The sequence below is a fragment of the Halomonas daqiaonensis genome, from assembly GCF_900109725.1.
In the GTDB taxonomy this organism is placed as follows: Bacteria; Pseudomonadota; Gammaproteobacteria; order Pseudomonadales; family Halomonadaceae; genus Halomonas; species Halomonas daqiaonensis.
On sequence record NZ_FOBC01000001.1, the window covers coordinates 267,053 to 291,521 of the forward strand.

The following is a 24,469-nucleotide window of genomic DNA, read 5'->3' on the forward strand; positions in this document are numbered from 1 at the left end:
CTCGGGGCTAATCCTGCGACAGGCCTTCGAGGAGGCGCTGTAAATACTTCCTTGTACGCTACCGACGCCATCCCTGGCGTAGGACCTCCTCTGCGACCTGTCCCAGGCGCCTCTCGTTTCCGTCTACTTGATAATCCTGGCAGATCAGCCGGAAAAGGCCTGGATGCCAGTCTGGGCGCGCCCGAGGATCAGGGCATGGACGTCATGGGTGCCTTCGTAGGTGTTCACCGCCTCGAGGTTCATGACGTGGCGGATCACGTGGTACTCGTCGCTGATGCCGTTGCCGCCGTGCATGTCCCGAGCCATACGGGCGATGTCCAGCGCCTTGCCGCAGTTGTTGCGCTTGATCAACGAGATCGCTTCGGGCACCAGCTGGCCGTCATCGATCATGCGGCCGACGCGCAGCGCCGCCTGCAGGCCCAGGGTGATCTCTGTCTGCATGTCGGCGAGCTTCTTCTGGATCAGTTGGTTGGCGGCCAATGGGCGGCCGAACTGCTTGCGCTCCAGGGTATAGTCGCGAGCCGCATGCCAGCAGGCTTCGGCGGCGCCCATGGTGCCCCAGGCGATGCCGAAGCGGGCGCGGTTGAGACAGGAGAACGGTCCCTTGAGACCGGTGACGTTGGGCAGGCGCTGCTCCTCGGAGACCTCAACGTCCTGCATGGCGATCTGGCCGGTGATGGAGGCGCGCAGGCTGAACTTGCCCTCGATCTTGGGGGCCGAAAGCCCCTTCATGCCCTTCTCGAGGATGAAGCCGTTGACGATCCCCTCATCATCCCGGGCCCAGACCACGAGGACATCGGCGATGGGCGAGTTGGTAATCCAGGTCTTGGTGCCGTTGAGCCGCCAGCCGTTATCAGTGCGTGTGGCACGGGTGCTCATGCCGCCGGGGTCGGAGCCGTGATCTGGCTCGGTGAGGCCGAAGGCACCCACCCACTCACCGCTGGCCAGCTTGGGCAGATATTTCTCGCGCTGGGCCTCGCTGCCGAAGGCGTGGATCGGGTACATCACCAGGCTCGATTGCACACTCATGGCACTGCGGTAGCCGGAGTCGACACGCTCCACCTCACGGGCGATCAGGCCATAGCTGACGTAGTTGAGCCCGGCGCAGCCGTAGCCGTCGATGGTCGCACCGAGCAGGCCCAGCTCGCCCATCTCGTTCATGATCTCGCGGTCGAAACGCTCGTGACGATTGGCCTCCAGCACTCGTGGCAGCAGCTTTTCCTGGCAATAGTCGTGGGCGGTCTGGAGGACCATGCGCTCGTCCTCGGAGAGCTGATCGACGAGGCGGAAGGGGTCGTCCCAGGTGACGGGAATGATCTGGCTCATGGGGTATCCTCGGCTGATGTGCTGATAATATCTATATTTTTGTTAAATGTAGACCAAGACCCGGCATCTGCCAAGCCTTGCCATCGAAAAAACACGCTGATCATCCTGGTCGAACAACCGCTACCGGCTTACGGTTAAAAAGCCAGTACGCGGCGAATTTGTCGCCAGGCGAGCAACGCGACCAGCAGGTTGGCGGCGAGCATCCCGGCGAAGACGCCGGTGCTGCCAGCCAGCCAGCCACCCAGCCAGGCCAGCGGCACGGTCAGGGCGAAGAGCCTGACTACCGACAGCCGCATGGCCCGGGCGGGACGGTGCAGGGCGTTGAAGGAGGAGACCGCCAGGATCACCACGCCCTGGGCACCGAGTCCGAGGGGTACCAGCCACAGGAAGCTGCGTAGTACCTCTCCTACGGCCTCCCGGCTGGCATAGCCGGCCACCAGCCAGGGCGCCAGCAGCTGCAGCACACCCCAGACCAGTAGCTGCCAGGCCAGCACGAAGACGAAACAGCCGAGGATCGCCCGACGCACCCGGTCGTGCTGGCCGGCGCCGGCATTCTGGCTGACCAGCGGCGAGAGAGTCATGGAGAGTGCCAGCACGGCGATCAGGGAGATAGCCTCGATACGCGACCCGACGCCGAAGCCTGCCACCGCATCGTGGCCATGACCGGCCATGATGCGGGTTATCAGCCCCAGGGCAATGGGAGTAAAGACACTGGTGATGGCTGCCGGGCCCGCAATGCGACCCAGCTCCCGCCAGGAGGCAGCGAGGCCCTGCCAGCTCAATCCGGCCAGGTCAAAGAGCTCGCGAAGCTCCCGCTGGAAGACCAGTAACCCGGCCATGAGGCCCCAGCTCAACACCGTGGCGAGCGCCGCACCGGAGACCCCCAGGGCCGGGAAGGGCCCGATGCCGAAGATCAGCAACCAGTCCAGCAGCACGTTGACGCCGGCAGCCAGTGCCATCGTCAACCCCTGGGTGGCGGTATTGCCGTGGGCGCGCAAGATGCTGTTGAGTACCCTCGGCACGATTACCGCCGCCGCCCCCAGGTACCAGATGCCCATGTAATCGCGGATATGCGGCATCAGCAAGTCATCGGCGCCCATCAGGCGGAATAGCGGCTCCAGGGTGGCCAGCCCCAGCAGCGTCATGCACAGCCCCACTACCACCGCCAGCAGGGCCGCGTCGGTGGCCCGTCGTCGCACCGTGCCCGGGTCGCCTTCTCCCAGGCGCCGCGCCACCACCGCCGAGGTGCCGATCCCCAGGCCGATGGCCAGGCTGATCACCGTGAAGACCACGGGGAAGGTGAAGGCCACTGCTGCCAGTTCCTCGGTGCCGAGACGCGAGATGAACCAGGTATCCACCAGGTTGAAGCTCATCATGGCGATCATGCCGCCGACCACCGGTAGGCTCTTGCGCATCAGCGTCAGGCCGATAGGTCCCTCGAGGAGGTCGCGACGAGCAGGACGGGAGCGTGACGGAGAAGACGAGGAAGCGGGTGCGCTCATGAAGGCTCTCGACGGAAACGGGCATCCGATTGTGCCGCTTCACCGCATGGAGGGCAAAGCGCGCCGAGCGCCGAGCGCCGAGCGCCGAGCGCCGAGCGCCGAGCGCCGAGCGCCGAGCGCCGAGCGCCGAGCGCCGAGCAGGATGGTGTTCGCGCACTACTATGCCAACAAGGCAAAACCTCCAACAGGCAACTTTGTTGGAGGTTTTGCTTGGCTGCTTGGCTGCTTGGCTGCTTGGCTGCTTGGCTGCTTGGCTGCTTGGCGCTTACGTATCCTCGCCCTGGCGGTAGAGGGTCTGGATGCTGGAGAAGTCGAGCTGACCGCTGCCCTGGGCACTATGCAGGGCGAAGAGGTTGCGGGCCTGGGAGCCCATGGGCACGGTGGACTTCGAGCCCAGCGCCAGCTCCCAGGCCAGTCCCAGATCCTTGGCCATCAGGTCGGTCAGGAAGCCGCCCTGGTAGTCGCGGGAGGCGGCGGCGCCTTCCATCACCCCGGGCCAGGGGTTGTAGACATTGAGCGCCCAGTTGCCCCCGCTGCTCTGCTTCATGATCTCGGAGAGCACGGCCGGGTCCATGCCGTTCTTCACGCCCAGCGCCAGGGCCTCGGCGGTACCCGACATCAGGATGCCCAGCAGCATGTTGTTGCAGATCTTGGCTACCTGCCCCGCCCCCACTTCGCCGGCGTGGAAGATGTTCTTGCCCATCGCCTCGAGCAGCGGCTTGGCTTGCGCATATCCCTCTTCCGCTCCCCCGACGATAAAGGTCAGGGTGCCGGCCTTGGCACCGCCTACCCCGCCTGAAACAGGAGCATCCAGGTAGGTGAAGCCACGTTCGCTGGCGGCGGCTCCCACCAGGCGGGCGTCGTCAGGTGCGATGGTCGAGGAGTCGATGAGCAGCGGCTTGCCGTCGAGGGCATCGAGCAGCCCAGGCGCGCCATCGCGGCCCAGATAGAGCCCCTTGACGTGCGCCCCGGCCGGCAGCATGGAAACGACCACGTCCGCGCCGTTGGCGGCTGCCTCGGCGCTGGCGGCGCGCTGCGCGCCCTCGGCTTCCAGGGCCTGAATGGCGCTCTCGGCCAGGTCGAAGACGGTAACGTCATGGCCGGCCTTGACCAGGTTGATGGTCATGGGCGCACCCATATTGCCGAGGCCGATAAAGGCGATATTCATAGGTTGTGCTCCTCGTTTTTGCGCTCGTCACTCTGAAGCTGCGATGGTTGATGCTGCGCCGGTCCTAGCCAACCCGGTGTCCCAGCCCCAGGTCACGCAGGGGATGCGACTCGCTGGACCAAGGCGGGGTCATCAGGGCCTGGATATCGGCATGGGGGACCCCGGCAACGCTGTCGTGCTGCCAGCGTGGCGACTTGTCCTTGTCGACCAGCAGCGCACGCACTCCCTCGACGAAGTCCCCCTGGCGGCAGCACTGCACCGACAGACCGAGTTCATCGCGGAAGGCATCGGCGAGGCTGGTATGGGCGTGACGCTCGAGCATTCGCCACACCAGTTGGGCACTCATCGGGCAGCCGACGTCGAGACGCGCACGGTTGGCGGCGAGCCAGCCGTCTTCGGTGGTGTCGTGCAGGATGCGACTGACGGCCGTGGCGGCATCCACACGGCCCACCAGCGCCTGGATATGGTCGAGATGCGGCCACACCTGGCCGGCCGGCACGGTGCAGCGATCCTCGTGGTCATCGAGTACCGCCTGCACCCCGGCACGCAGAGCCGGCAGGCTACGGTCGCCATAGTCCGCCTCTTCCAGGGCGCCGAGCAGCGCCTCGCGGCGTTCGCGGGGGACGAAGCGGTCGGCCATCCCCAGGTCCAAAGCATCGCGGGCATTGAGCTGGGCTCCGGTCAGGCCCAGGTAGGCCCCTACGCCCGGGGGCATGCGACCCAGGAACCAGCTGGCACCGATGTCGGGGTAGAGGCCGATGGTGATCTCCGGCATGGCGATGCGCGTCGTCTCGGTAACCAGGCGCTGAAAGCCGCCGGCCATCAACCCCAGGCCACCGCCCATGACGATGCCGTCGCCCCAGACCATCAGCGGCTTGGGGTAGGTGTGGATGCGGTAGTCGAGGCGGTACTCCGCGGTGAAGTAAGTCTCGGCGAAGAGGCTGTCACGGCCAGCACCGCGGTTTTCGCCCTCCTCGGTCAACGAGCGGTAGAGGGCCACCACATCGCCGCCGGCACAGAATGCCTTGTCGCCGCTGCCCTCGAGCCACACCGCCACCACGCTGCGGTCCACCGCCCAGGCCTCGAGTTTGGCCTCGAGCTGGCGGATCATCTCCAGCGACAGGGCATTGAGCGATTTCGGGGCGTTGAGGGTGGCCACGCCGATGCGGCCACCACAGCGGGTAGGCAGCTCGTCGAAGAGCACTGCAAGGTCCGACATCCGGAATCTCCTATTGCAACGATTCGATGACGCCGTCGGCCAGCAGACGACGGGCGACGATCAGGCGCATGATTTCATTGGTGCCTTCGAGGATCTGATGCACTCGGGTATCACGCACCATGCGCTCCAAAGGGTACTCACTAATGTAACCATAGCCGCCATGCAGTTGGAGGGCCTCGTTGCAGACAGTGAAACCCATGTCGGTGGCGAAGCGCTTGGCCATGGCACAATGGGCCGTGGCCTCCGGGTCGCCCTGGTCGAGCCGCCAGGCAGCATGACGCACCATCAACCGCGCGGCGGTCAACTCGCTGGCCATATCGGCGAGCTTGAACTGCAACGCCTGGAAGCTCGAAAGCTCGCGGCCAAACTGCTTGCGCTCGGCGAGGTAGTCCCGCGACAGGGTCAGCGCCTGCTGGGCCGCCCCCAGCGAACAGCTGGCGATGTTCAGTCGCCCGCCGTCCAGCCCCTTCATGGCGAACTTGAAGCCCTCCCCCTCAGCGCCCAGGCGATTGGTAACCGGTACCCTCACCCCGTCGAAGCTGACCAGACACGTCGGCTGGCTCTTCCAGCCCATCTTCTCCTCTTTCTTGCCGTACTCGACACCCGCCGCATCGGCCGGCACCACGATTGCCGAGACGCCACCTGCTCCACTACCAGGCTCGCCGGTACGGGCCATGACCACCAACACCTCGGTGGCTCCCGCGCCGGAGATAAACATCTTGGAGCCGTTGATTACATAGTCATCACCCTCGCGCACGGCCTTGGTACGCAGGCTGGCGGCATCGGAACCGGCACCTGGCTCGGTGAGGCAGTAGGAGCCGAGCGCCTCACCGGCCACCATGGCAGGCACCCAGGCTTCGCGAAGCGCATCGTCGCCCCAACTGGCGATCATCCAGGTCACCATGTTGTGGATGGTCAAGTAGGCGGTGGTAGAGACGCAACCTTGGGCGAGCTGCTCGAAGATCAGCGAGGCCTCGAGGCGCGAAAGACCCAGCCCCCCGTGTTCTTCCGGGGTATAGATGCCGAGGAACCCCGCTTCGCCGGCCCGGCGGATGACATCCAACGGGAAATGGGAATGCGCGTCCCAGTCGGCGGCATGCTCGACCAGCTCGGCCCTCGCGAAATCAGCGGCGGCCGCGGCCAGCGCCTTCTGGTCATCGGTCAGGGAGAAGTCCATGGGGAATCCCTCTCGTTCAACAATGGGTGAGTGACGTCTTGGGGCTGTTGTCCGGGCCGCTACTGGGCCGGGGGCATGTCGCGGTGACATCTCGGCGGTATCATCGCCTCGTATGACTGGACACCAACCTAGCACTTGCTAGGTTTATCCCATATCACCCCATGGTCGAACAAGCACTTTACGTTAACGTAAAGCTCGTCTAGTGTTGCCAGACGAGGTGGGAAACCGCCGGTTCACCACCCGGCCACAGGATCGACGTCATGACACAGCCAACCACCCCGGCCAACGAGGCCAACCAGGAAGCACTGCCTCGTCAGCACCGACACTACACTATCGGTGAGCTGGCGAGGATGTTCGAGGTCACGCCGCGCACCATCCGCTTCTACGAGCAGGAAGGCCTGTTGGCGCCGCGACGCGAGGGGCAGAAGCGCATCTACCGCGAGAAGGACCGGGTGCGCCTGAAATTGACCCTGCGTGGCAAGCGGTTGGGGTTCTCGCTGGCCGAGATCCGCGAGGTGGTGATGATGTACGACGCCATGCCCGACGGTAACGCGCGCCAGCTTTGGCGCCTGCTGGAGATACTGGCCGACAAGCGGGCCAACCTCGAGCGGCAGCTGGAGGACATCCGCCTGATGCGCATGGAGCTCGACGACGTGGACAACCGTGCCCGGGAAGTACTGCGCAGTCTCGGCCAAGGCCAAGAGGGCTGAGCAAGCTTCCCAAGCGACAAGCGACCCCGACGTCATCACCCGTTTCACGCACACCGCCACAGGCGACAACAAGACGAGAAACACCATGACACGCCAACATCAAACGATCAGCTATGTCAGCGGCATCAGCGACACCCCTCTCAAGGGTCAGACCATCGGTGACTGCTTCGACGATACCGTGGCGCGCTTCGCCGAGCGCGACGCCCTGATCAGCCGACACCAGGGACTTCGCTACAGCTGGAAGGAACTGCAGCAGACCGTGGACGAGGCGGCCCGCGCCCTGCTCGCGCTGGGAGTGGACAAGGGAGACCGAGTCGGCATCTGGTCACCCAACTGTGCTGAATGGACCATCACCCAGTTCGCCACGGCGAAGATCGGCGCCATCCTGGTCAACATCAATCCCAGCTATCGCACCCACGAGCTCGAATATGCCCTCAAGCAGTCGGGCGCCTCGACGCTGATCCTGCAGGGTACCTTCAAGGCTTCCGACTATGTCGCCACCCTGGCCGAGCTGGCCCCGGAACTGCGTGACGGTGGGCCCAACACTTTCTCGAGCGCCAAGCTGCCCGAACTCAAGCGCGTGATCTGCCTCGACGCAGATCGTGCCCTGACCGGCATGTTCAGCTGGCAGTCGATGCTGGCCCACGCCGACGAGGTTTCCGCCGAGCACCTGGCCGATGTTCAGGCCAGCCTGCAGTTCGACGACCCGATCAACATCCAGTACACCTCGGGAACCACGGGCGCTCCCAAGGGAGCTACCCTCTCCCATCACAACATCCTCAACAACGGCTTCTTCGTGGCACGCACCATGAACCTCAGCGAAGCCGACCGCATGGTGATCCCGGTACCGCTCTACCACTGTTTCGGCATGGTGATGGGTAACCTGGGCTGCGTGACCCACGGTGCCACCATGATCTATCCCGGCGACGGCTTCGAGCCGGAAGCGACGCTGCGCGCCGTCTCCGAGGAGAAGGCCACCACCCTCTACGGGGTGCCGACCATGTTCATCGCCGAGCTGGAGCATCCGGAGTTCGAGACCTTCGATCTCTCCAGCCTGCGCACCGGCATCATGGCTGGCTCCATCTGTCCCATCGAAGTGATGCGCAACGTCATCGATCGGATGAACATGCAGGACGTCACCATCTGCTACGGCATGACAGAGACCAGTCCGGTGAGCACCCAGACCCAGACCGACGCCCCGCTGGAGAAGCGCGTCACCACGGTGGGCACCATCCACCCTCATCTGGAGGTCAAGCTGGTCAGCCCGGACACCGGCGCCGTGGTGCCCCGCGGCGAGACCGGCGAGCTCTGTACCCGCGGCTACAGCGTGATGCTCGGCTACTGGAACAACCCCGAGGCGACCGACAAGGCCATCGACGAGGCCGGCTGGATGCACACCGGCGACCTCGCCACCATGGATGACGAAGGCTATGTGGCGATCGTCGGGCGCATCAAGGACATGATCATCCGCGGCGGCGAGAACATCTATCCACGCGAGATCGAGGACTTCCTCTACACCCATCCGGCCATCTCCGACGTTCAGGTGATCGGCGTGCCGGATGAGAAGTATGGCGAAGAGGTGATGGCCTGGGTCAAGCTGAGCGAGAGCGAGTCGCTAGGCGAGGAGGAGCTCAAGGCCTTCTGCAAGGGCAAGATCGCTCACTACAAGATCCCGCGCTACGTGAAGTTCGTCAACGAGTTCCCGATGACCGTCACCGGCAAGATCCAGAAGTTCAAGATGCGCGAGGAAGCCACCCACGAGTTGGGGCTGGCGTAAGCGCCGAGCGCCGAGCGCCGAGCGCCGAGCGCCGAGCGCCGAGCAAGATGGTGCTCGCGCACCACTATGGCCAACGCAAAAACCTCCAGCAGAGTAGCCTGCTGGAGGTTTTTCTTGGCTGCTTGGCTGCTTGGCGCTTACAGCCCCTTTGGCGCGTAGATACCCGGGGCATTGCGCCAGTAGCCCTTGTAGTCCATGCCGAAGCCGAAAACATAGCGGTCGGCGACTTCCAGGCTGCAGTAGTCGGCCCTGAGGCCAGGTACCGCCTTGCGCTCGTGCTGCTTGTCGACCAGCACCGCCGTGGAGATGCTCGCCGCCCCCGCCTGCCGGCAGTAGTCGAGAATGGCAGCCAGGGTGGCGCCCTCATCGAGGATGTCATCGACGATCACCACATGGCGACCGGCCATGGGCACCTCCGGAGAGACCCGCCAGAACAGCTCGCCGCCCCGCAGGCCACCCCGATAGCGGGTAGCGTGGAGGTAGTCGACCTCCAGCGGGAAGCCCAGACGGGTCAGCAGGTGGCCGGTGGTGATCAGCCCACCGTTCATCACGCAGTAGAAGACCGGCAGGCGGTCACCCAGGTCACGGGTAATCTCATCGGCCATGCGGTCCAGCGCACGCTCGACCTCTGGCTGGGAGATCAGGCAGTCGGCATTGTCCATGACATCGTGCATGTCGGTCAGGGACGGCAAGGAATCGGCATCGAGTCGGGACATCGTCGTTCGGCTCTTGAAGGGAATCGGAGAAGGGGAAAACGTTTCAGCCGGCGGCCATCGCTTCGAGCCGCGCATGGATGCGACGCCAGCGTGACAGGGCCTCCAGCGCCTTGAGGTCGGGACGGGCCCGGGCGTAGCGCAGGCGCGTGGCGCGACGCGACTGGCGGCCCTTGCAGGCATCCAGCACCTCGTAGGCCGCGCTACGGTCATTGCATACCAGCAACATGTCGCACCCCGCCGCCAACGCCAACCGGGCCCGCTCGGCTGGCGTACCGGCGGAGGCCGCTCCGGCCATGCTCAGGTCGTCGGAGAAGATCACCCCCTTGAAACCCAGGCTCTCGCGCAGCATGCCCAGCCAGGCAGGCGAGAAGCCCGCCGGACGCGAATCGAAATCGGGATAGACGACGTGGGCGGGCATCACCGCATCGAGCCGGGGCGCCAGTTCGGCGAAGGGCAGGAGGTCGTGGCGGTGCAGCTCCTCGAGGGAGCGCCCATCCACCGGCAACTCATGATGAGAGTCGGCCGCCACGCCCCCATGGCCCGGGAAGTGCTTGCCCACGGCCACCATGCCCGCCTCGTGCAGGCCATCGATGAAGGCGCGCCCGAGGCGGGCCACCGCCCGGGGATCCGCGGAGAAGCTGCGATCGCCGATCACGCTGGAAGAACCACCGTCCACATCCAGTACCGGCGCAAAGGAGAGATCGAGGCCACAGGCCGCCAGCTCCATGCCCAGCAGCCAGCCGGCATCCTGGCAGAGACGTACCGTCACCTCGGGCTGCTGAGCGAAATCACGCCCCAGGCGTCCCATGGCCGGCAGACGGGTGACGCCCTCGCGCAACCGCCGGACCCGCCCGCCTTCCTGATCGACCGCCAGCAGCAGGTCGGGACGTACGCGGCGGACCTCGTCGCACAGCGTGTGGACCTGGCCGGCCGAAGCAATGTTGCGGGCAAACAGGATCACGCCCCCGACCTCGGGCCGCACAAGCAGCTCGCGCTCCTCGGGGGTCAGGCTTAGACCCTCCAGATCCAGCATCACCGGTCCGAGCATCTGGGTCATGATCGTGCCCCTGAAACATGAAAGGGAGCCGATTCTAGACCAAAGCCGCACCGCAGGACAGCCTGCCAGGCTCTCGGCGTATCCGGGCAATCGGCGCCATCCCCCGATACAATGATGGGGATTCGACTGGACAGGAGTCCCCCCCTTGCTCGCCGACCTCCCCCCCTTACTGCTCTGGCCACTGGCGGCCGTGCTGGGCCTGTGCCTGGGCAGCTTTCTCAACGTGGTGATCACCCGACTGCCGGTGATGCTGATGCTCGGCTGGCGCGCCGAGGCCCGCGAGGCCCTGGAACTGGAGCCTGAAGAGACACACCCCTTCAACCTGATGACCCCCCCCTCGCTGTGTCCGCACTGCGAGGCTCCGATCGCCTGGCACGACAACATCCCGCTGCTGGGCTGGTTCAAGCGGCGCGGACGCTGTGCCAACTGTCAGGCGCGCATCAGCCCCCAGTACCCCTTGGTGGAGCTCGCCGGCGGCGTACTGGCCGTGTCGGTGCTGGCGCTATTCGGGCCGACCCTGGAGGCCCTGTTCATCCTCGGGGCTTGCCTGGCCCTGCTGGCCATGGCGGTGATCGACCTGCGCACCCAGCTGTTGCCTGACCTGCTCACCCTGCCACTGCTGTGGGCCGGGCTGCTCTACCAGCTGTTGTTCCAGCCGTTGCTGCTGCCCTCGGCCGTCATCGGCGCCATGGTCGGCTACCTGGCGTTGTGGAGCTTCTATTGGCTGTTCAAGCTGGTCACCGGCAAGGAAGGCATGGGCTACGGCGACTTCAAGCTGCTGGCCGCCCTGGGCGCCTGGCTGGGCTGGCAATACCTGCCGCTGGTACTGATCCTCTCGGCCGGGGCGGGAGCGGTGGTGGGCATCCTGATCCAGTTGGCCATCCCGCGCCTGCGCGGTGCACCCATGCCCTTCGGGCCCTGGCTGGTAATGGCGGGCTTGATCGCCCTGTTGGGCGGCGAACCGCTGATGGCGCTCTATACTGGCTTGCTGTATTGAGCTCGCTACGGCCGTGCACAACGGAAACACGAGGGAGACCAAGATGATCATCGGCGTAACGGGCGGTATCGCCTCGGGCAAGTCGACGGTGGCGCGGGCGTTCTCATCGCAGGGCATCCCCTGGGTGGATGCCGACGAGGTGGCACGGGAAGTCGTGGCCCCCGGCGAGCCGGCACTCGACGAGATCGCCGAGCAGCTCGGGCGCGAGGTCCTCGCGCCCGACGGCAGCCTGAACCGCCGAGCGCTGCGCGAGCTCGTCTTCGCCGATCCCGAGGCGCGAGAACAGCTGGAGCGGATCACTCATCCGCGAATCCGCGAGCGCCTGGTGGTTCACCTCGAGCGGCTCCAGGCACAGGGTGCCCCCTATGTGCTGCTGGTCTCACCGCTGCTTTTCGAGTCCGGCCAGGACGCGATGGTCGACCGCTGCCTGGTCATCGATGTCCCCGAGCCCACCCAGATTGCCCGCACGGCAGCACGCGACGGGGTGGACGAGGCCCAGGCCCGGGCCATCGTCGCGGCCCAGATGTCACGGGAGGAGCGTCTGGCGCGCGCCGATGACGTGATCGACAATTCTGCCGATGAGGCAGACCTGGCTGCGCAGGTGGCAGAGCTCGACCGCCAATACCGGCAAGCCGTCGGTTTGCCTCCCGAGTCCTGATTCGTCATCCTTCCCCGACACCCTGCCGAAGACGACATCGCATGAACACGCAAGACACCACACGCCCCCTGGAAGTCGCCTGCCCGCAGTGCCGCAAGAAGGTGCTGTGGAGCGAAACCAATCCCTATCGCCCCTTCTGCAGCAAGCGCTGCCGCCTGCTCGACCTGGGCGCCTGGGCCGACGAGTCACACCGCATCGCCGGGGAGCCCGCCATGGACGAGACCGACCTCGACGCCCTGCTTGCAAAAGCGGACAGGGACGGAGAGCCATCGTGAGTGGCGACGGGCAGCGCCCGGAATACCGCCTGCTGGCCGAACTGGAGGCCCGCTTCGATCACTTTGTGGAGGAGACCGACGCCCTGGTGGCGACCTGGCAGGCCTCGGGTGCCTCGGCCTGGTCCTTCGAGCACGAGACTGCCGATGCCGCCTGGCTGCGCCATGCCCTGCTCGACGTCTGGTACCAGGATGGCCAGGACGGCCGCGCGACCCGCAGCCACGTAGGCCTGGTGGCTGCCGATGAGCCGGTGATGGAAGCGGTCGCCCGCGTGAATGCCACCAAACAGGCCTTCTCCGCGCTGCTGGCGGAGATCCGCAACGAAGTCCCGTCGCTGATCCCGGAGATCAAGGCGGTCCTGCCTTTCCGCCATCCGGCCCTGCAAGAGCACCTGCGCGGCAAGGGGCTCGCCAGGCTGCACCTCAAGCAGTGCTGGCGAACGATCCCCCTGGCCGAAGCCCCGGTGGCCCGCGTGCGCCTGGCCTGGTATGCCAGTGGGCGATCGATCAAGCGGCTGACGGTTCGCGAGGCTGAAGAGAAGCTGCTAGCCCTGGACAGCGAAGCGCCCCATGTGCGCATCCAGCTACGCCAACTGGCCGGCATCCCCGATGGCGAACCCCTGGCTCAGGTGCAGAGCCAGGCACCACTGATGCGCGCCAACCTTTTCTATCGCGAGCCGCTCGAGGACGGCCGAAGCCGGCGGGCCATGAACATCGCCCTGCCGCTGTTCGTACCCAGCCCCGACGGCCGACTACCCGACCACAACCTGCCCCCCTCTCACCCACCCGTCACCCGCACCCGGGCCCGGCGCCGCGACGAGCGACTGGAGGAATCGGCCTTTCTGCCGAGCCTGCGCGTCTATCGCTACAGGTGACGTACGCTATCGGTGACCGGCACTGACAGCACGGGCAAGGAACTCGTCAGGCGATCCGACCCAGGGACTCGAGGGTCCGCAGCAGCCTGCTGACGCTCTCCGACGGCTGGGCATACTCGGTCATCAGGGACTTGAGGCGCTGTTCGAAGGCGCGCTGGCGGGCCTGCTCATCCTGCCGCTCGGCGCGTTCCTCCTGTTCCAGCCGCTCAAGTGAACGGACCGGTGGGCCGGTGGGAATATCGAGTGCGCTATCGGGACGCTCGAGTTCGCGCAATGCATCGGAGAAAGCATCATCGAGTTCGCGGAACTTGCGCAACTTCTCTCGTTCGTCCATGGGCTGTCGCTGATTGGGTGATTTCATTGGATTCCAATGGTGTCGAGACGAAGACCTTGGCGAGAGGAGGCAGGAACAGGTCATCGTCAATATTCGGGAACGACGACGCCGCCCCTCGGGACGGCGTCTTGCCTTCATGTATCGAGGCTCATTCCTCGACACGCACCAGCCAGGACTCGACGGTGTCGGAACCGTGTTGGTCCTTCCAGGCCTTGAGGGTCTTCTGATTACCGCCGCGGGTTTCCACGACTTCCCCGGTGTTGGGGTTCTTGTAGATCTTCAACTTGCGCTTGCGGCGAGCACCGCCGGTCGCCGGAGCGGAAGCACTGCTTCGAGTCGCCGTGGCCGGCTTGGGATCGATCAGGGCGATGACGTCGGCAGCGCTCTTGTTGTACTCGCGCATCAGTTCTTCAAGCTTTTCCTTGAACTCGAGCTCGGCCTTGAGGCGGTCGTCGTTCTGCAGCTTGTCCAGTTCCGACTGGAGTTGCTTGAGCTGCTGCTCCATCTGCATGTAGTTGCTGAGCAGTGATGACATATAAATCGTTCCTTCTTGGGGATGACAGAATGCAGCGGCATTATTGCCTTTTAACACTTGCTTGGCAACAGTATGCACAGGGTTCCGAAGTTCGTCTAACGACATTCAGGACGTTTAGCGACACACTTGTCGCCCTGAAAACATGAAAATAAATTGTCCCGGAAAAAAGCCACAACACTAAACAGCGTCAATATGTTCGGCGAGACTTGTCACGAGTCATGAAAAGTATCACACAATGACAAAGGCGCCGCCCCGAGGGGCGGCGCCTTGTCTTGCCAAGCTCTTGCCAGACTAAGCGATAAGAGACAGAGTCCCTGCCGTTATCAGTCCTGACCCATCTGCTGCTTGATGAGATCCCCGATGGTAGTCGCACCACCACTCTCGGGAGATTCCTCACGCAGCTTCTTGAGGTTCTGGCGAGTATCGTCCTGATCCTTGGCCTTGATGGACAGGGCGATCTGACGGTTCTTGCGATCGACACCGATGATACGGGCCTCGACGCTGTCACCTTCGCTCAGCACGTTGCGGGCATCCTCGACGCGGTCGGCACTGATCTCTGAGGCCTTCAGTACGGCGACGACATCCGTGGCCAACTCGACCTGGGCTTCCTTGGCATCGACCTCGATCACGCGACCGGTGACGATAGAGCCCTTGTCGTTGACGGCCAGGAACTCGGACACCGGATCGGTATCGAGTTGCTTGATGCCCAGCGAGATGCGCTCACGCTCCGGATCGATGGAAAGGATGACGGCTTCTGCCTCGTCGCCTTTCTTGAACTGACGTACGGCTTCTTCGCCGGTGTCGGTCCAGGAGATGTCGGAGAGGTGCACCAGGCCATCGATACCGCCTTCAAGGCCGATGAAGATGCCGAAGTCGGTGATCGACTTGATGGTGCCAGTGACACGATCACCCTTGTTGTAGCGAGCGTTGAAGTCTTCCCAGGGATTGGTGGTGCACTGTTTGATACCCAGGGAGATGCGGCGACGCTCCTCGTCGATGTCCAGCACCATGACGTCCACATCGTCGCCGACCTGCACGACCTTGGACGGATGGATGTTCTTGTTGGTCCAGTCCATCTCGGAGACGTGGACCAGGCCCTCGACACCCTCTTCCAGCTCGGCGAAGCAGCCGTAGTCAGTGAGGTTGGTGACGGTAGCGCGCACCTTGGTGCCTTCCGGGTAACGATCCTTGATGTTGACCCACGGATCCTCGCCCAGCTGCTTCAGGCCCAGGGAGACACGGTTACGCTCGCGGTCGAACTTGAGCACCTTGACGTTGATCTCGTCGCCCACGGCCACGATTTCGCTGGGATGCTTGATGCGCTTCCAGGCCATGTCGGTGATGTGCAGCAGGCCGTCGACGCCACCCAGGTCGACGAAGGCGCCGTAGTCGGTGAGGTTCTTGACGATACCCATGATCTGCTGGCCTTCCTGCAGTGTCGCCAGGAGAGCTTCGCGCTCGGCGCTGTTCTCGGCTTCGAGCACTGCACGACGCGACACCACGACGTTGTTGCGCTTGGCGTCGAGCTTGATGACCTTGAAGTCGAGTTCCTTGTTCTCGAGGTGCGTGGTATCGCGAACCGGACGCACGTCGACGAGGGAACCGGGCAGGAAGGCGCGAATGGAATCGACGTCGACGGTGAAACCACCCTTGACCTTGCCGTTGATCACGCCCTTGACGATCTCTTCCTTCTCGAAAGCCGCTTCCAGGATCTTCCAGGCTTCGGCACGCTTGGCCTTCTCGCGGGACAGGCGGGTCTCGCCGAAACCATCCTCGACGGCTTCCAGGGCGACATGCACTTCGTCACCGATGGCGATGGTCAGCTCGCCATTATCGTCGCGGAACTGCGACGCGGGTATCTGACCTTCCGACTTCAGGCCGGCATTGACGGTGACCCAGTCGCCGTCGATGTCGACGATAGTAGCCGGCACAATGGCGCCCGGCTCCATGTTGATGTCCTGGAGAGACTGTTCAAACAACTCAGCAAAGCTTTCGCTCATGATGTTCCTACGTGATCAACGTTGAGTACGGCGTTACCGCCTTCTCCGCACCACCAGCGAGTGCGGGCCTTATTTACCAAACCCCCGGGGATGTTAGCGCTGGTTCGACCTGGCCCGGCTCACGGCTAATTTTGTACAACCAAGAAGTGCCGGACCACGTCATTACATCCTTCCAGAGGCGCCGCAAGGGAGAGTCAGGTGGCGGGTGCCAGACCACGTTCGGTCAGCAGTTCCGTCAGCCGATCAACCACTTCCGGTATCGTCAGGCGCGTGGTGTCAAGCGTGATGGCATCATCGGCCGGCTTGAGCGGGGCCACACTGCGCTGCGTGTCACGTGCATCGCGCGCCTGAATCTCCTTTAAAAGACTCGATAGACTAGCATCGACCCCGGCTTCCTGCAACTGACGCTGACGGCGGTGGGCCCGTTCATCGGCGCTCGCCGTCAGGAATATCTTGAGCGGCGCATCGGTGAATACCACAGTACCCATGTCACGGCCATCGGCGACCAGACCGGGCGCCTGGTGGAAGTCTCGCTGACGCTGCAGCAGGGCCTGACGCACCGCGGGAAGGGCGGCGACGCGCGAGGCCGCATCGCCCACCTGCTCGGTGCGGATCGTGGTCGTGGCATCCTGCCCCTCCAGCAGCACGATGGTGGCGTCTTCCTCGGCGACGAAGACCACGTCGAGGTCGCGCGCCACCTCGGCCAGGGTGGCCTCGTCGTCCAGGGGCACCTCATGCTTCACGGCGGCCAGCGCAGTCAGACGGTAGAGTGCCCCGCTGTCCAGCAGGTGCCAACCCAGGCGTTCGGCGACCAGGCGGCTGATGGTGCCCTTGCCCGCCCCGCCTGGGCCATCGATGGTCAATACCGGTGCTGAATCACTCATGACGCCTCCTGTTGTTCCTCGAGGCTCAGCCCGACCCGCCGTGCCAGGTCGATAAAGCCGGGAAAGGAGGTAGCCACGTTGGCACAGTCGTCGATGACGATCTCCTCGCTTGCCCGCAGCGCGGCGATGGTGAAGGCCATGGCGATACGGTGATCCCCCAGGCTATCGATCCGGCCGCCGGCATAGCTAACGCCTTTGCCTCCACTGCCCACGATATCGATGCCATCCTCGCGCAGGCTATGTTCGACGCCGAGCACGCCAAGGCCGTCGGCCATGGCCTGCAGACGGTCCGACTCCTTGACGCGCAACTCCCCGGCGCCGCGCAGGCGGGTCGTGCCCTCAGCGTTCGCCGCTGCGATGAACAGCGCCGGGAACTCGTCGATGGCCAGCGGCACTTGATCCACGGGAATCTCGATGCCCTTCAGCGGCGCGTAACGGATGTGCAGGTCGGCCACCGGTTCGCCACCCACCTCGTGCTCGTTCTCCAGGCGCAGGTCGGCGCCCATCAACTGGAGGATATTGATCACGCCGATGCGGGTCGGGTTGATGCCGACATGCTCGAGAATCAGGTCCGACCCCGGGGTGATGGCCGCCGCCACCAGGAAGAAGGTAGCAGACGAGATATCGCTGGGTACGTCGATAGGGGCTGCGGTGAGCTTGCCACCGCCCTCGAGCCAGCAGGTATCTCCCTCGCGGTGGACGCGATAGCCGAAGCCGGTCAGCATGCGTTCGGTATGGTCACGGGTCGGCGCAGGCTCGCGTACCCGCGTCTCGCCCTGCGCATAGAGGCCGGCCAACAACAGGCAGGACTTCACCTGTGCACTGGCCATGGGCATGTCGTAGCTGATGCCCTCGAGCGCCTTGCCGCCATGAATATGCAGCGGCGGACGCCCGCCCTCGGCGGTGTCGATCTCGGCGCCCATCTGGCGCAAGGGATCGGCCACGCGGCCCATGGGGCGCCGGGTCAGCGAGGCATCGCCGGTCAACTCGGTATCGAAGGCCTGACCGGCGAGCAGCCCGGCGAAGAGGCGCATGGCGGTGCCGGCATTGCCCACGTAGAGCGGACCGGAGGGCGCCTTGAGCCCGTGCATGCCCACGCCGTGGACAGAGACCCGGCCCTGCTGTGGACCCTCGATGGCCACCCCCATCTCACGGAACGCCTGCAGGGTGGCCAGGCTGTCCTCGCCCTCAAGAAAACCCTTCACCTCGGTGACGCCCTCGGCCAGTGCACCGAGCATGATGGAACGGTGGGAGATCGACTTGTCGCCGGGCACGCGGATCCGCCCGGTGACGCCACCGCCGGGGCTGACCCGATAGCGCAGCTTGCCGTGTTGTTGCATCTGGTACTCCGCCTGATAACTGGTCTGGTTGAGCAGGGATTCGAAATAGTGTCGGGCGTGACTGGCCCGATCGAAGGTGGCCAGCATGGCATCGCCGTCGCCGCACTCCACCGCGCGGCGCAAGCGGGCTACCCCGGCCTCGAAGTCATCCAGCGAAGCGAGCACGGCATCGCGGTTGGCGATGAAGATATCGCGCCACATCACCGGGTCGCTGCCGGCGATACGGGTGAAGTCGCGAAACCCGCCGGCGGCATAGCGAAAGATCTCCAGGCGCTCGTCCTGACGCGCCAGGGTATCCACCAGCGAGAAGGCCAGCAGGTGCGGCAGGTGGCTGGTGCGCGCCAACACTTGGTCGTGGCGGGCGACGTCCATCTCGAGCACTTCGGCGCCGGTGGCCGCCCAGAGCGCACGCACCCTGGCCGTCGCGTCAGGATCGGTATCCGCTTCAGGGGTGAGGATCACCTTGTGGCGAGCGTAGAGCCCGGCATCGGCGGCCGCGACACCGCTTTTCTCCGAACCGGCGATGGGATGGCCGAGCACCAGGTTGGCCGGCATGCGACCGAAGGCAGCCAGGGCCGCCTCGCGAATCGCCGCCTTGGTGCTGCCCACATCCGTGATGACGACATCGGGCGCGGCGCGGTCGATTACCCCGGCCAGCTGAGCCATCACCGACTCCATGGCCAGCACCGGGACCGCCAGCACCACCAGGGTCGCGCCCTCGACCACCGATTCGAGACGCGTGTCGCCGCGGTCGATCAGGCCCATCTCGATACCTCGGGCGATCTCGTCGGCGTCGGGGTCGCAAGAGAGGATGGGGCCCCGAAACCCATTGGCGCGCAGGGCGGCGGCGAGAGAGCCGCCGATCAACCCCAGGCCGACGATCAGGATACGTGACTCGCGAAGCCCTACTGCCATGCTTAGAGAACGCCCACCGGGTAGGAGCCGAGCACCTTCACCTCGGCGGCGCGCAGCTGGACCTCCTCGAGCATGGCCGCGACACGCGGCTCCTCGCGATGCCCCTTGAAGTCGATGAAGAAGACATAGTTCCACACGCCGGTGCGCGACGGGCGGGTCTCGAGGCGTGTCATATCGATCTGGTGGCGATGGAAGGGCTCGAGCAGGTCGTGCAGGGCCCCCGGCTGGTTGCGCATCGCGACCACCAGCGAGGTCTTGTCCTCGCCGGAAATGGGCACGTCCTGGTTGCCGATGATCAGGAAGCGGGTGGAATTGTCCGGACGGTCCTCGATCTTCTCGGCCAGCCGAGTCAAGCCGTAGAGCTTGGCGGCCATGTCGCCGGCGATGGCCGCGCTGTGCCACTCGGTCTTGACCAGGCGGGCGGCCTCGGCGTTGGAGGAGACCGGGACCCGCTCGGCCTGGGGGAAGTGGGCATCGAGCCACTTGCGGCACTGGGCGAAGGACTGTGGGTGAGAATAGATACGCGAGACCTTGTCGCGACGGGTCGTGTCGGCCACCAGCAGGTGATGGTGAATGCGCAGCACCACCTCCCCGCAGATGCGCATCGAGGAATCCATGAAGGAATCCAGGGTGTGGTTGATCACCCCCTCGGTGGAGTTCTCGACCGGCACCACGCCGTAGTTGACGGCGCTGGCCTCCACCTCGCGGAATACTTCGTCGATGGCGGCCATCGGCAGGCTGATTGCACTCTCGCCGAAGTGCTTGATGGTGGCCTGCTGGGTGAAGGTGCCCTCCGGTCCCAGATAGGCGACCTTGACCGGCTGCTCCAGAGCCAGGCAGGCCGACATGATCTCGCGGAACAGCCGCGCCATCTCCTCGCCGTCCAGGGGCCCCGGGTTAAGCTCCATGATGCGACGCAGCACCTGGGCCTCGCGCTCGGGCCGGTAGAAGACCGAACCGGGTTCATGGTCGGCCTTGATCTCGGCGACCTGCTGGGCACAGGCTGCCCGCTCGCTGATCAGGCGCAGGATGTCGTTGTCCAGGGTGTCGATGCGCTGGCGGAGCGCCTCGAGGCTGACGGTAGGCTCGGTCATGGATTATCCCCTGCGTTTCTCGAAGTCGGCCATGAAGTCGATCAAAGCCGCGACGGCGGCTTCGGGCACGGCGTTGTAAAGGCTGGCCCGCATTCCCCCCACGCTGCGGTGCCCCTTGAGGTTGAGTAGCCCCGCTGCCTCGGCCTCTTCCAGGAAGAGGCTATCCAGTCGCGGGTCGGCGAGCACGAAAGGCACGTTCATCCGCGAGCGATTGCGCAGCGTGATCGGGTTGGCGTAGAGAGCGCTGTCGTCGATGGCCGCATAGAGCCGGGCAGCCTTGCGGCTGTTGATGGCATCCATGGCCGTCAGCCCGCCGATGCCGCCCTTCAGCCAGTTGAAGACCAGTCCCGCCAGGTACCAGCTGTAGGTCGCCGGAGTGTTGACCATCGAGCCCGCCTCGCTGAGCGCCTTGTAGCTGAACAGCGTCGGCATGTCGTCACGGGCCTGGTCCAGTAGGTCATCGCGCACGATCACCATCACCAAGCCAGCGGGCCCGATGTTCTTCTGGGCACCGGCGTAGATCACGCCGAACCTGGAGACATCCAGCGGCCCCGAAAGAATCGTCGAGGACATGTCGCAGACCAGCGGCACCGGTGTGCCGTCCGGCCGAATGGCTTCAGGAATGTAGTCGAACTCGAGCCCGCCGATGGTCTCGTTCGCGGTGTAGTGCAAGTAAGCGGCATCTTCGGAGAGAACGATGTCCTCCTGGCGCGGCACGGCACTGTGCCCGTTCTCCTCGCTACTGGCGGCCACATGGACATCGCCGAACAGGTGGCGCGCCTCACTGATCGCCTTCTTGCCCCAGATACCGGTGTGGAGGAAATTGGCGCGGCCGCCGGCCCCCAGCAGGTTATAGGGCAATGCAGCAAACTGCAGGCTGGCCCCGCCCTGGGTGAAGAGCACCCGGTAGTTGTCGGGAATGGCCAGCAGCTCACGCAGGTCGGCCTCGGCCCGCTCGGCGATAGAGACGAACGCCTCGCCGCGATGGCTCATTTCCATCACCGAGACGCCGCTGCCGTGGTAGTCCAGCAGTTCGTCCCGAGCTCGCTCCAGCACGGTCGTGGGCAGCGCGGCCGGACCGGCACAGAAATTGTAGTGACGTGTCATCAGCGTTGCGTGTCCTTATTGCTGGTCTGGCTCACCGCCGGCATCTTCCGCACCGGCCGCAGGCGCCCCGTCGTCGGGTGACGCAACGCCGGTCTCGTGGTCGGTCTCCTCGACATCCTCTTGGATGGTGTCCTCGGGCTCATCGATTCGCACGGTCTTGACCAGCTTCTCGTCGTTGCCCTGGCGGATCAGCATCACGCCCTGGGTGTTGCGCGAGGTGATCGAGACCTCTTCGACCCGGGTACGCACCAGGGTGCCGCGATCGGTGATCAGCATCATCTCGTCGGTGGCGTAGACCTGCATGGCCGCCACCAGGGCACCGTTGCGATCACTGGTCTGCATGGCAATCACGCCCTGACCGCCACGCCCGCGCAACGGAAACTCCTCGAGGCGAGAGCGCTTGCCGTAGCCGTTCTCGCTGGCGGTGAGGATATAGATCTGGCCGCCGTTGCCGTTCTCGATGCTCGCGCCCTCCTCCGTCTCGGTCTCGACATCAGCCTCGTCGTCGATCTGCTGGCTCTGCGGGATGATCAGGCTGATCACCTCGGCATCCCCGAGCAGCCGCATGCCGCGCACGCCACGGGCGGTGCGACCCATGGCGCGCACGTCGGATTCCTCGAAGCGGATCGCCTTGCCGTTGGACGAGAGCAGCATGACGTGGTCGCTGCCGCCAGTGATGGCGGCCCCCACCAGGCGGTCGCCTTCATCCAGGTCGATGGCGATCAGGCCGACGCTACGCGGCCGCGAGAACTGCTCAAGGCTGGTGCGCTTGACGGTGCCTCGCGCGGTGGCGAAGAAGATGTAGTTCTCGGCGTGGTAGTCGTGTACCGGCAGGATGGCGTTGATCGCCTCGCCCTCGTCCAGCGGAAGCAGGTTGACCAGCGGCTTGCCCCGCGAGCCACGGCTGGCGACGGGCATCTCGTAGACCTTGAGCCAGTAGACCTTGCCGCGATTGGAGAACAGCAACACGGTGTCGTGGGTCGAGGCCACCAGCAGGTGCTCGATGACGTCCTCGTCCTTCATGGCCGTGGCTGACTTGCCGCGCCCGCCGCGGCGCTGGGCCTGGTAGTCGGAGAGCGGCTGCGTCTTGGCGTAGCCGGTGCGCGACACGGTGACCACCATGTCCTCCTCGGCGATCAGGTCCTCGAGGCGCAGGTCCAGATGGCTGGCCTGGATCTCGGTCTTGCGCGGGTTGCTGAACTGGTCGCGCACGGCGTTCAGCTCTTCGCGGATCACCTCGAGCAGCCGTTCGGCGGAGGCCAGGATGGCGGTGAGCTCGGCGATCTTCTCGAGGATCGAGAGGTACTCGTCGAGCAGCTTCTCGGTCTCGAGGCCGGTCAGGCGGTGCAGGCGCAGTTCGAGGATGGCCTGAGCCTGGGCCGGCGACAGGCGGTACTCGCTGCCGGTCTGGCTGAGACCGAAGCCCTCCTCCAGGTCCTCCGGCTTGCAGGAGGTGGCCCCGGCACGCTCGAGCATGCCGGTGACCTGCCCCGGCTGCCAGGACTTTGCTAGCAGCTTCTCCTTGGCCTCGGAGGCGTTCGGCGAGGCCTTGATCAGCTCGATCACCTCGTCGATGTTGGAGATGGCAACGGCCAGGCCCTCGAGGATATGACCGCGCTCGCGGGCCTTCTTGAGCTCGAACAGGGTGCGACGGGTCACCACCTCGCGGCGATGGCGAATGAAGGCCTCGAGGATCTCCTTGAGGTTCATGATCTTCGGCTGGCCGTCCTCGATGGCCACCATGTTGATGCCGAAGACGGTCTGCAGCTGAGTCTGGGCGAAGAGGTTGTTGACCACCACCTCGCCGGACTCGCCGCGCTTGACCTCGATCACCACCCGCAGGCCGTCCTTGTCTGACTCGTCGCGCAGCTCGGCGATGCCCTCGATCTTCTTCTCCTTGACCAGTTCGGCGATCTTCTCGATCAACCGCGCCTTGTTCACCTGGTAGGGAAGCTCGTTGACGATGATGTGGTCGCGGCCTGTCTTGTCGTCATGCTCGATGGTGTGGCAGGCCCGCACATAGATGCGCCCGCGGCCGGTGCGGTAGGCCTCGAGGATGCCGGCGCGCCCGTTGATGATGCCGGCGGTGGGGAAGTCCGGGCCGGGCACGTGCTCCATCAGGTCATCGACGGTCAGGGTGTAGTCGTCGATCAGCGCCAGGCAGGCGCTGATGATCTCGCCCATATTGTGCGGCGGAATGTTGGTCGCCATGCCCACGGCAATACCCGAGGAGCCATTGATCAGCAGGTTGGGAACCTTGGTAGGCAACACATCGGGAATGCGCTCGGTACCGTCGTAGTTGTCGACCCAGTCGACGGTGTCCTTTTCCAGATCGGCCAACAGCTCATGGGCAAGCTTGGCCATGCGTACCTCGGTGTAACGCATGGCGGCGGCACTGTCGCCATCGATGGAGCCGAAGTTGCCCTGGCCGTCGACCAGCACGTGGCGCATCGAGAAATCCTGGGCCATGCGCACGATGGTGTCATAGACGGCGCTGTCACCATGGGGGTGATACTTACCGATGACATCGCCCACCACGCGGGCGGACTTCTTGTACGGCTTGTTCCAATCGTTGCCGAGTTCGTGCATGGCGAACAGCACACGCCGATGCACCGGCTTCAAGCCATCGCGCACGTCGGGCAACGCACGGCCGATGATCACGCTCATCGCGTAATCGAGGTACGACTGCTTGAGCTCGTCCTCGATGTTGACTGGCAGAATCTCTCTGGCGATGTCACCCATGGGTCGTCGAATCCTTTGCACTGCAACAGGTTGGCGCGTCACGCGGCCGTGAACATGGCGCGCA

The 24,469-nt window shown here is 64.8% G+C and carries 21 protein-coding genes; 6 read left to right on the plus strand and 15 right to left on the minus strand.

The annotated features are described in order from the left end of the window. Positions 1–144: 144 nt before the first annotated feature. The 5 genes from BMY30_RS01250 to BMY30_RS01275 all read right to left on the minus strand — a co-directional run bounded on the left by BMY30_RS01250 (position 145) and on the right by BMY30_RS01275 (position 6,392). On the minus strand, positions 145–1,326 hold the full coding sequence (locus tag BMY30_RS01250; RefSeq protein ID WP_089709824.1) for an acyl-CoA dehydrogenase: 1,182 nt from the start codon (positions 1,324–1,326) through the stop codon (positions 145–147). Between the two features lie 134 nt (positions 1,327–1,460). After that, positions 1,461–2,828, minus strand: coding sequence for an MATE family efflux transporter (locus tag BMY30_RS01255; protein ID WP_089709825.1), 1,368 nt, complete (start codon positions 2,826–2,828; stop codon positions 1,461–1,463). A 265-nt stretch (positions 2,829–3,093) separates the two neighbouring features. After that, positions 3,094–3,996, minus strand: a complete 903-nt coding sequence (gene mmsB / locus BMY30_RS01265) for a 3-hydroxyisobutyrate dehydrogenase (protein ID WP_089709827.1) — start codon at positions 3,994–3,996, stop codon at positions 3,094–3,096. Between the two features lie 64 nt (positions 3,997–4,060). Beyond that, complete coding sequence (locus tag BMY30_RS01270; RefSeq protein WP_089709828.1) at positions 4,061–5,215, minus strand: enoyl-CoA hydratase/isomerase family protein; 1,155 nt, start codon at positions 5,213–5,215, stop codon at positions 4,061–4,063. A gap of 10 nt (positions 5,216–5,225) precedes the next feature. Next, on the minus strand, positions 5,226–6,392 hold the full coding sequence (locus tag BMY30_RS01275) for an acyl-CoA dehydrogenase family protein (protein ID WP_089709829.1): 1,167 nt from the start codon (positions 6,390–6,392) through the stop codon (positions 5,226–5,228). A gap of 260 nt (positions 6,393–6,652) precedes the next feature. On the opposite strand from BMY30_RS01275, the gene BMY30_RS01280 reads away from it, so the two are divergent. After that, complete coding sequence (locus BMY30_RS01280; protein ID WP_089709830.1) at positions 6,653–7,102, plus strand: MerR family transcriptional regulator; 450 nt, start codon at positions 6,653–6,655, stop codon at positions 7,100–7,102. An 85-nt stretch (positions 7,103–7,187) separates the two neighbouring features. Next, positions 7,188–8,879 (plus strand): AMP-binding protein, encoded by a 1,692-nt coding sequence (locus BMY30_RS01285; protein ID WP_089709831.1) that lies wholly within the window; start codon positions 7,188–7,190, stop codon positions 8,877–8,879. A gap of 137 nt (positions 8,880–9,016) precedes the next feature. Here the strand turns inward: BMY30_RS01285 and BMY30_RS01290 are convergent, their stop codons facing one another. Together BMY30_RS01290 and nagZ are read right to left on the minus strand one after the other, a co-directional pair. Then, positions 9,017–9,595, minus strand: coding sequence for a hypoxanthine-guanine phosphoribosyltransferase (locus BMY30_RS01290; RefSeq protein WP_089709832.1), 579 nt, complete (start codon positions 9,593–9,595; stop codon positions 9,017–9,019). A 43-nt stretch (positions 9,596–9,638) separates the two neighbouring features. After that, positions 9,639–10,652: a beta-N-acetylhexosaminidase gene (gene nagZ / locus BMY30_RS01295; protein ID WP_089709833.1), complete on the minus strand. Its 1,014-nt coding sequence runs from the start codon at positions 10,650–10,652 to the stop codon at positions 9,639–9,641. A 145-nt stretch (positions 10,653–10,797) separates the two neighbouring features. On the opposite strand from nagZ, the gene BMY30_RS01300 reads away from it, so the two are divergent. Genes BMY30_RS01300 through BMY30_RS01315 form a run of 4 tightly spaced genes read left to right on the plus strand, consistent with a single transcriptional unit; the run spans position 10,798 to position 13,454 of the window. Continuing rightward, a complete protein-coding gene (locus BMY30_RS01300) occupies positions 10,798–11,649 on the plus strand; it encodes a prepilin peptidase (protein WP_089709834.1) in 852 nt (283 codons plus the stop codon). 43 nt (positions 11,650–11,692) lie between these two features. Further along, entirely contained in the window at positions 11,693–12,307 is a 615-nt protein-coding gene (coaE, locus tag BMY30_RS01305) for a dephospho-CoA kinase (protein ID WP_089709835.1), read from the plus strand. Positions 12,308–12,348: 41 nt separating this feature from the next. Then, the gene (gene yacG / locus BMY30_RS01310; protein ID WP_089709836.1) at positions 12,349–12,582 is read left to right on the plus strand and encodes a DNA gyrase inhibitor YacG; all 234 of its coding nucleotides are present in this window, start codon (positions 12,349–12,351) and stop codon (positions 12,580–12,582) included. Further along, positions 12,579–13,454 carry a DNA replication terminus site-binding protein gene (locus BMY30_RS01315; RefSeq protein WP_089709837.1) on the plus strand — a complete coding sequence of 292 codons (876 nt, stop codon included), beginning with the start codon at positions 12,579–12,581 and terminating at the stop codon, positions 13,452–13,454. The genes yacG and BMY30_RS01315 overlap by 4 nt, the downstream gene beginning before the upstream one ends. Before the next feature lie 46 nt (positions 13,455–13,500). Here BMY30_RS01315 and BMY30_RS01320 read toward each other — a convergent pair whose 3' ends face one another. The 8 genes from BMY30_RS01320 to gyrA form a co-directional block, all read right to left on the minus strand. Beyond that, positions 13,501–13,788 (minus strand): hypothetical protein, encoded by a 288-nt coding sequence (locus tag BMY30_RS01320; protein ID WP_089709838.1) that lies wholly within the window; start codon positions 13,786–13,788, stop codon positions 13,501–13,503. A gap of 148 nt (positions 13,789–13,936) precedes the next feature. After that, positions 13,937–14,323 carry a histone-like nucleoid-structuring protein, MvaT/MvaU family gene (locus tag BMY30_RS01325; protein ID WP_089709839.1) on the minus strand — a complete coding sequence of 129 codons (387 nt, stop codon included), beginning with the start codon at positions 14,321–14,323 and terminating at the stop codon, positions 13,937–13,939. Between the two features lie 323 nt (positions 14,324–14,646). Then, positions 14,647–16,323, minus strand: coding sequence for a 30S ribosomal protein S1 (rpsA, locus tag BMY30_RS01330; protein WP_089709840.1), 1,677 nt, complete (start codon positions 16,321–16,323; stop codon positions 14,647–14,649). Positions 16,324–16,517: 194 nt separating this feature from the next. Beyond that, on the minus strand, positions 16,518–17,207 hold the full coding sequence (cmk, locus tag BMY30_RS01335) for a (d)CMP kinase (protein WP_089709841.1): 690 nt from the start codon (positions 17,205–17,207) through the stop codon (positions 16,518–16,520). Then, the gene (locus BMY30_RS01340) at positions 17,204–19,462 is read right to left on the minus strand and encodes a bifunctional prephenate dehydrogenase/3-phosphoshikimate 1-carboxyvinyltransferase (protein WP_089709842.1); all 2,259 of its coding nucleotides are present in this window, start codon (positions 19,460–19,462) and stop codon (positions 17,204–17,206) included. The genes cmk and BMY30_RS01340 overlap by 4 nt, the downstream gene beginning before the upstream one ends. Before the next feature lie 2 nt (positions 19,463–19,464). Further along, positions 19,465–20,556 (minus strand): prephenate dehydratase, encoded by a 1,092-nt coding sequence (gene pheA, locus BMY30_RS01345; protein ID WP_089709843.1) that lies wholly within the window; start codon positions 20,554–20,556, stop codon positions 19,465–19,467. Between the two features lie 3 nt (positions 20,557–20,559). After that, complete coding sequence (serC, locus tag BMY30_RS01350) at positions 20,560–21,663, minus strand: 3-phosphoserine/phosphohydroxythreonine transaminase (protein ID WP_089709844.1); 1,104 nt, start codon at positions 21,661–21,663, stop codon at positions 20,560–20,562. Positions 21,664–21,678: 15 nt separating this feature from the next. Then, on the minus strand, positions 21,679–24,405 hold the full coding sequence (gene gyrA, locus BMY30_RS01355) for a DNA gyrase subunit A (protein WP_089709845.1): 2,727 nt from the start codon (positions 24,403–24,405) through the stop codon (positions 21,679–21,681). Positions 24,406–24,469: the final 64 nt, after the last annotated feature.